General features: G+C 69.2%; 6 protein-coding genes. 2 read left to right on the top strand and 4 right to left on the bottom strand.

The window, feature by feature from the left end:
- Positions 1–170: 170 nt before the first annotated feature.
- Both AX685_RS12040 and AX685_RS12035 read right to left on the bottom strand, forming a co-directional pair.
- A complete protein-coding gene (locus AX685_RS12040; protein WP_066489008.1) occupies positions 171–1,961 on the bottom strand; it encodes a methyl-accepting chemotaxis protein in 1,791 nt (596 codons plus the stop codon).
- 29 nt (positions 1,962–1,990) lie between these two features.
- A complete protein-coding gene (locus AX685_RS12035; RefSeq protein ID WP_066489004.1) occupies positions 1,991–4,741 on the bottom strand; it encodes a TonB-dependent receptor in 2,751 nt (916 codons plus the stop codon).
- Between the two features lie 234 nt (positions 4,742–4,975).
- On the opposite strand from AX685_RS12035, the gene rph reads away from it, so the two are divergent.
- On the top strand, positions 4,976–5,689 hold the full coding sequence (gene rph, locus AX685_RS12030; RefSeq protein ID WP_066489002.1) for a ribonuclease PH: 714 nt from the start codon (positions 4,976–4,978) through the stop codon (positions 5,687–5,689).
- The gene (rdgB, locus tag AX685_RS12025) at positions 5,686–6,354 is read left to right on the top strand and encodes an RdgB/HAM1 family non-canonical purine NTP pyrophosphatase (RefSeq protein ID WP_066489000.1); all 669 of its coding nucleotides are present in this window, start codon (positions 5,686–5,688) and stop codon (positions 6,352–6,354) included. The genes rph and rdgB overlap by 4 nt, the downstream gene beginning before the upstream one ends.
- Positions 6,355–6,378: 24 nt before the next feature.
- Here rdgB and AX685_RS12020 read toward each other — a convergent pair whose 3' ends face one another.
- Both AX685_RS12020 and AX685_RS12015 read right to left on the bottom strand, forming a co-directional pair.
- The gene (locus AX685_RS12020; protein WP_066488992.1) at positions 6,379–6,936 is read right to left on the bottom strand and encodes a hypothetical protein; all 558 of its coding nucleotides are present in this window, start codon (positions 6,934–6,936) and stop codon (positions 6,379–6,381) included.
- A 77-nt stretch (positions 6,937–7,013) separates the two neighbouring features.
- Positions 7,014–7,514, bottom strand: coding sequence for a CAP domain-containing protein (locus AX685_RS12015; protein WP_231738831.1), 501 nt, complete (start codon positions 7,512–7,514; stop codon positions 7,014–7,016).
- Position 7,515: the final 1 nt, after the last annotated feature.

Here is a 7,515-nt window from a genome sequence, read left to right as displayed (position 1 = left end):
GCCGACGTGCTGCCGCTCGCCCGCCGCCAGCACGTCGGCGACGAAGCGCGATCCCATCGCGCGCACCGCCGCGGCATGGCGGCCCAGCGGGCCGATCGGGCTGGCAGCGACGGTCATCTCGGCCTCATCCGTACCGGCAAGGCGATGATCGATCGCCGCGAGCATGTCGATCAAAATGCCGACCAGTCACCATTGGCGACCCGCCGCGGCTCCGTCGATACCGCCACCGGGGCGCGGCGCAGCGCGCGCGGCACCGCGGCCGCGGACGCTGAGGCGCTGTCGATCGCGAAGATCGCGACGGAGGCGGCCAACTGTTCGGCCTCCTCCACCAGCCGGCGCGCGGCGGCGGAGGTCTCCTCGACCATCGCGGCATTCTGCTGCGTCATCGCGTCCATCTCGCCGATCGCGACGTTGATCTGGCCCAGGCTCTGCGCCTGTTCGTCCGACGAGCGCGCGACCGCGTCGATCGAGGCGCTGACGGTCGTCACCCGCTCGATGATTCGCGTCAACGCCTGCCCGGTCTGGTCGACCAGCTCGGCACCGGCGCGGACGTGGGTGGAAGCGGCCGAGACGCGCGCCTTCACCTCGGTCGCGGCATCGGCGGACCGCTGCGCCAGCGCGCGCACTTCGCTGGCGACGACGGCAAAGCCCTTGCCCGCCTCCCCCGCACGCGCCGCCTCGACCCCGGCGTTCAGCGCCAGCAGGTTGGTCTGGAACGCGATTCCGTCGATCAGCGCGATGATCTCGGCGATCTCGTTGCTGGCCTGTTCGATGCCGTTCATCGCACCGATCGCGCGGCGCACCACGTCGCCGCCCTGTTCGGCCTCGGCGCGGGTCTGCGCCATCGCCGCGCTCGCGTTCGTCGCCGCACCGGCGCCGTCGCGGATCGATCGCGTCACCTCGTCCAGCGCCGAAGCCGATTGCTGGAGCGCGGCGGCTTCCTGTTCCGTGCGCAGCGACAGGTCGCCGGTCGCGTCGCTGATCTCGCCGGTATTCTGCTTGATCGCCTCGACGCTGCGGCGCACCCCGCCCAGCACCTGCGACAGGCTGCCGGTGGCGGCGTTGAAATCGTCGGACAGGCGCCGGAACGCCTCGGGCAGGTCGCTGATCCGCGCTGTCAGATCGGCCTCCGACAGCCGGCTCAGGCTGCTGCCGATCGTCGCCATCGCGGCGGCGCGATCGCGGTCGTCGGCCTGCTTGGCCGCGGCGGTCTGGCGGAACACCTCGACCGCGCGCGCCATATCGCCGAGCTCGTCGCTGCGCGACGTGCCCGGCACCCGGATGTCGTGCCGCCCGTCGGCCAGTTCGGCCATCGTCGCGGTCAGCGTGGTGATCGGCCGTGCGATCGCCCGCGTCAACATCCGCGACAAGCCGATCGCGATGCCGATCAGTGCGACCGTGCCGATCCCCAGCACGATCAGCGCGGTGTCGATCGCCCATTGCTGGCGCGCGGCATAGGCCGCCAGTGCGTCGGTCTCCTTGGCCCGCAACGCGCGCAGCGGCAGCGCGATCGCACTGACCAACACCTTCTTGCCGGCGTCGCGCACCGCCTGCTGCGCCTCGTCGCGACGCCCGGCCTTCACCCACGGGATCAGCCGGTCGCCCCAGTCGCGGCGCCATTCCAGCGTCTTCGTGCGCGCCTCCGCCAGCAGCGCCTTCTGCGCCGGGTCGGTCAGCATCGCATCCAGTTCGACCGCGGTCTTATCGAACTCCGTGCGTCCCTCGTCATACGATTTCAGGTACGTGACGTCGCCCGTCACCAGGAAGCCGCGAAACTGGCTGTTCTGGCGCAGGATCGCGGTTTCCAGCGTCAGCGCCTTGGCAAAGACGCTCTGGCTGGCGTTGCTGTCCTGCGTCGAGCGCGCGATCATCATGATCGCGGCCAGGAACCCGGCCATCACCAACACCGCGGTCGCGATGATGGTCAGGAAGGACCAGCCCAGTTTGCGGGGTATCTTCATGGGTGCGACCCGTTCGTGAAGGTTGACGATCAGAAGCGCGAGCGCAGCGTCACGCCATAGGTGCGCGGCTCGGCCAGGAAGCTCGAGAACAGCACATTGCCGGTGGCGAAGTTCGGCGCGCCGAACCGCTTGACCTGCGACACGCTGCCCGCGCCCTGGAACGGGGCGGAGAAGGCGACCTGCTGGTAATCGGTGTCGAACACGTTCTGGCCCCAGAATTCCAGCGCCCAGCGCTGGTCGCGCCCGCGCACGCCGATGCGCGCGTTGACCAGGAAGAAGCCGTCCTGGTTCTCCTCGGCGAACAGGTCCGACCCGGTGTTATAGTCGCTGGTCATCCGGCTATCGACGTAGAACAGCGCGGTCAGCCCGCCCGTGCCCAGCGGCGGCGTCCACGTCGCCGAACTGGTGACCGTGTGGCGCGGCGCGTTCGACATCTGGTTGCCCGGCAGCAGGAACAGCGCCGCGTTCAGCGGCTCGCCCGATGCGCTGCCGACCAGATTGTCGCGATACTGGGTATGGGCATAGGTATAGCCCAGCGTGAAGGTGACGTCCGGCGCGGGATAGGCGCCGCCCTCCAGCTCGAACCCCTGGGTCACCACACCGGCGCCGACCTTCCCGGTGCACGCGCCGGTGGTGGACGATTCGTCGCGATCCGCGCCGTTCAGCGACGTATCGCACGATCCGATGTTCTGGACGATGTAGTTGGTGCCGTTGAACGTGTTCAGCTGGAAATTCCGGAACTCCGACCGGTAGGCCGCAAGGTTCGCGGTGAACTGGCGCGAGCTGTACTTGACGCCCATTTCATAGGCGTTGACCGTTTCGGGATCGAACCGCAGGTTCATCGCGCTGGCCGCGGTCGGCGTCGCGAACACCGTCGCCGACAGGTCCGACCGGTCGAGGTTGTAGCCGCCCGCCTTGTACCCACGCGCATAGGATGCGTACAGCAACGTGCTGGGCACCGGCTTCCACGACAGCACGGCGGAGCCGGTCAGCTGCCCTTCGTCGATCTTGTCGCGGATCGGCACGCCGGTCAGCGCGGACGAGGAATTGCCGGTGCAGGTCAGCGTGATGATCCCCGCCGCCAGCGAGCGCAGCGCGGCATTGCCGAGCAGCGGGCCGAGCGCGGCCTGCTGCGCCGGGCAAGCGGTGTTGTTGTTGTTGAACGCCGCGTTCAGCGTCTTGCTCTCATGCGTGTAGCGAAGCCCGCCGGTGACGCTCAGCGTGTCGGTCAGCTTGAAGATGTTGTGCGTGAACAGCGCCCAGTTGCGGCTGCCCTGATCGTAGACGTCGCGCAGGCTGCCGACGTTGCTCATCGTGCTCAGCCGGTCGATCCCGCCGATGATCTGGGGCCCCACCGCCGCGGTCAGCGCGGCGCGTCCGGCGGTGCTCAGGCAGCCGGCATTGGCCGGATTGCGCAGCGCCGCGGCCGGGTTGATCGTCGCGACCATGCGGCACGCCGCGAACGCGCCATATTGCGATCCGAATTTCAGGTTGTCGACGACCTCCAGGTCCTCGTGCGCGTAATAACCGCCCACCAGCCAGTCGAGCCGCCCGCCGAACAGCCCGCCGCTCAGCCGGGTTTCCTGCGTGAAGGTGTGGAATTCGCGATAGGCGTTGCCGTCGTCGGGGCGATAGCCGATGTCGACATTGCCATAGTCGATGTCCGCCGCGCCGCCGGCCTTGTATTCGCGATACGCGCTGATCGAGATCAGCTGGACACTGCCGATGTTCCAGCCGATGCGGGCCGACACGCCGTAATCGGTGGTGACGTTGGAATAGGCGCGGCCGCGCGTGTTCGCGATCAGGCGGTTGTACGGGTCGCCCGCGCTGGGCAGCACGCCGCCCAGGCTCTGCAACACCGACACGATGCGGTTCTGCGCCGCGATCTCATAGTCGCCCGGCACGCCCGGCGTCGGATCGAACTTCTCGCGCGTGTCGATATAGACCGCGCCGCAGCACTTTTCGTCGCGATGCGTATAGTCGCCGATCAGCCGGATCGAAAAATCGGCGGTCGGTTTGAAGAATAGCTGCCCGCGCACGAAATAGCGGTTGCGGTCGTTGTAATCGGTGTCGTTGACGACATCGTGGTAGAAGCCGTCGCGCTTGGCGAACACGCCGTCGACGCGGAACGCCAGCTTGTCGGCGACGATCGGCCCGGTCAGCGCGCCGGCCAGCCGCACCGCGTTGAAATTGCCGTAGGTCGCCTCGCCATAGCCGCCGAAGGTGAAATCGGGATATTTGGTATAGATGCTGATCGCGCCGGCGGACGAGTTGCGCCCCGACAGCGTGCCCTGCGGCCCGCGCAGCACCTCGATCCGCTCCACCTCGCCCAGGTCGTTCAGCCCCGATCCGGTACGGCTGCGATACACGCCGTCGATGAACACCGCGACCGAGCTTTCCAGCCCAGGGTTGTCGCCCACCGTGCCGATGCCGCGCAGCCGCGCGGTGGCATTGGCTTCCGATCCGGTCGACGACACGATCAGCGACGGCGCCAGCTGCGCCATCTGGCGGATGTCGGTCGCGCCCGAATTCTGCAACGCGGCGGTGCTATAGGCGCTGACCGCGATCGGCACGTTCGACAAGCGCTGCGACCGGCGCGTCGCGGTGACGACGATGTCGGCGGTGTTCGCGGACGGGGCAGGCGTCGGCTGTGCGCCTTGTGCCTGCTCCTTCTGGCTCGGCACGACTTCGCGCAGCCCCTGCGCGGCCGCCGGTCCGGCACCGACCAGCGCGACTGCGGCGCCGGCCGTCGTCGCCAGCAGACATCCCCACTTCCCCATCTGGTAAATTCCCCGTTACATTTTTGTCTTCACCATCTCCCCTACCGTTCCGATTGATACTTTCGGGTTAACGCGGCACCGCGCAGAATTGGAAATCTCCCCCGGTTGCAGCACCTTGCCGGAGGATGACGCGCCCCGCCCGGCGCCCTGGCGGACCGTGCGCACTCCGCTCGCCCCTTGTTGCCGCGCGCGTCTGCGCCTACGGCCGGCGCGTCCATGTTTCAGGAGAGTTGAATGCGCCCCAGCGGCCGCGCGCCCGACCAGATGCGCACCATCACCATCGAGCCCCGCTTCACCCGCCATGCGGAAGGATCGGTGCTGATCGGGTTCGGCGATACCAGGGTGCTGGTCACCGCCTCCGTGGAGGAGCGCGTGCCCCCGTTCCTGCGCGGCAAGGGTCAGGGCTGGGTCACTGCCGAATATGGGATGCTGCCGCGCGCCACGCACACCCGCGGCAGCCGCGAGGCGGCCAAGGGCAAGCAATCGGGCCGGACGCAGGAAATCCAGCGGCTGATCGGCCGTTCGCTACGCGCGGTGACCGACATGGCGCTGTTGGGCGAACGCCAGATCACGCTCGACTGCGACGTCATCCAGGCCGACGGCGGCACCCGCACCGCAGCCATTTCGGGCGCATGGGTCGCGCTGCGCCTCGCGGTCGACGGCCTGTTGGAAAGCGGCAAGCTCGCCGCCGATCCGCTGACGCAGAAGGTCGCGGCGGTGTCCTGCGGCATCTATCAGGGGCAGCCGGTGCTCGACCTCGATTACGACGAGGACTCGAACGCCGACGCAGACGCCAATTTCGTCCTGCTCGAAAACGGCCATATCGCCGAGGCGCAGGCCACCGCCGAACACGCCACCTATGACGAGGAGGCGCTGCTGCGGCTGCTGCGGCTGGCGCGGATCGGCTGCGCCGACATCTTCGCGGCGCAGGCAAAGGCGGTCGCATGAGCGGCGAGAGCGATACGCCCCAGGCGATCCGCAAGCTCACCGCCGGCAAGCTGGTGATCGCCAGCCACAATGAGGGCAAGGTGCGCGAGATCGCCGCCTTGCTCGAAGGCCGCGGGCTGGATGTCGTCTCGGCCGCGTCGCTCGACCTGCCGGAGCCGGAGGAGACCGGCACCACCTTTGTCATGAATGCCGAGCTGAAGGCGCGCGCCGCCGCCGACCTGTCGGGCCTGCCCGCGCTGGCCGACGACAGCGGGCTGTGCGTCGATGCGCTGGGCGGCGATCCCGGGATCTTCTCGGCGCGCTGGGGGATGGCCGATCCGGGGCTGCCCGGCGTCGATCCGGTGCCCGCGTTCGACGGGCGCGACTTCGCGCTGGCGATGCGCCGCGTCACTGACAAACTGGATGCGATGCCGGACGCGCCGCGCGACGCGCATTTCGTCTGCGCGCTCGCGCTCGCCTGGCCCGACGGCCATGTCGAATGGTTCGAAGGGCGCGTCGACGGGACGCTCGTCTGGCCGCCGCGCGGCGACCTGGGCCATGGCTACGACCCGATTTTCCAGCCGATCGGCAGCGACCTGACCTTCGGGCAGATCGCCGAGGAGGAAAAGAACGCGATCAGCCACCGCGGCGACGCCTTCCGCCAGCTGGTCGCCGCCGCCTTCTGAGCGGCGGCGCGGCGCGCCGGCGGATCATTCCCCGCCGGCGGGTGGCGCCTCGGCGGGCTTGGCGTCCTCGACCACCGCTTCGTAGATGATCGACCGGTCGGACGAATCGGCGATGTGCAGCAGCATCCAGGTCGCGCCGCGCCGCGCCACGACCACGCGGATGCGGTCGTTGAACAGCCCGTCGAACCCCGGCGGCGCGACCTTCCCCGAATTGAAGATCAGCGCCCCCATGTCGCGCCCGCACGCCGGCCCGGTGCAGCTGAACACCGTCTGGAATCCGTCCTTGGCCAGCCGGTCGGCGTAATATCGCTGGATCTGCAACGGCGCGACCGCCGGCTCCACGCGATAGCCGATCTGCGTCACCTGCCCTTCCATCACCTGCCGGTTGCCGCTGGCATCCTGGCTGGTGATCTGCCCTGTCGGGATCGTGATCTCGTCCAGCGACGGCGCGCGATAATCGTCGATCACCGCGCCCGGATAGCGCGGCAGCAGCGGATGGTCTTCCCCCTCGCGGTCCTGTGCCGCCACGGGCCCTGCGGCCAGCACCAACAACGCCGCCCCGATCGCCGCTACGAAACGCATGGTCGCCTACTCCCGCCGTGACATGTCGCGCGCCGTGCTGCGCGACGCGTCCGCCGCTGTCAAATGCGCCCGTCCCGTCAGAAAGCCCGCTCGCCGACCACGTTGCCGGCGGGGGAATAGCGGCACACCAGATAATCGTCGCGGCGGCTGGACGCCATCGCGCACCCCATCGCGCGCGATCCGCGCCACACGATCTGCACGTAATGGGCCACCCCGCCCCAGTTGCCCGACCGGCTCGCATCGGGCACCGCGCGGTTCACGAAGTCGCGCTTCTCCGCCACCCACAGCGCGACCATCTCGTCATAGCCGTATGCCCCGCGCGTCCCGGTGAACAGGTTCTCGCCCTCGCGCCGCGGCCCCTGCGGCTGTTCGGCGTGCGCGAAGCGGCCGGTCCGCGCCATCTCCCGCGCATAGGCCGCCGCCGAACGCGCCAGCGCCTCGTCCCATACCAGGGGCGCCACGCCGACCTCGGCGCGCGCCGCGTTATGCCCGGCCAGCATCGCCCCGCGCAGCAGCGATTCCCCGCGTGCCGGGGCGGGCGCATCGGGCCGCGCCTCCACCACCCGCGCCGGCCCGATG

Origin of the sequence: Sphingomonas sp. CCH9-F2, from assembly GCF_001556735.1 — a bacterium.
Classification (GTDB): domain Bacteria; phylum Pseudomonadota; class Alphaproteobacteria; order Sphingomonadales; family Sphingomonadaceae; genus Sphingomonas; species Sphingomonas ginsenosidimutans.
Note: the sequence above shows the minus strand (reverse complement) of the source record. Positions and strands in the feature narration are given on the sequence as shown.

Bases quoted from the DNA above. Each gene is read 5' to 3' on its own strand.
- rdgB (WP_066489000.1), top strand. From the start codon at position 5,686: ATGAGCGGCGAGAGCGATACGCCCCAGGCGATCCGCAAGCTCACCGCC.
- AX685_RS12035 (WP_066489004.1), bottom strand. From the start codon at position 4,741: ATGGGGAAGTGGGGATGTCTGCTGGCGACGACGGCCGGCGCCGCAGTC.
- AX685_RS12040 (WP_066489008.1), bottom strand. From the start codon at position 1,961: ATGAAGATACCCCGCAAACTGGGCTGGTCCTTCCTGACCATCATCGCG.
- AX685_RS12020 (WP_066488992.1), bottom strand. From the start codon at position 6,936: ATGCGTTTCGTAGCGGCGATCGGGGCGGCGTTGTTGGTGCTGGCCGCA.
- rph (WP_066489002.1), top strand. From the start codon at position 4,976: ATGCGCCCCAGCGGCCGCGCGCCCGACCAGATGCGCACCATCACCATC.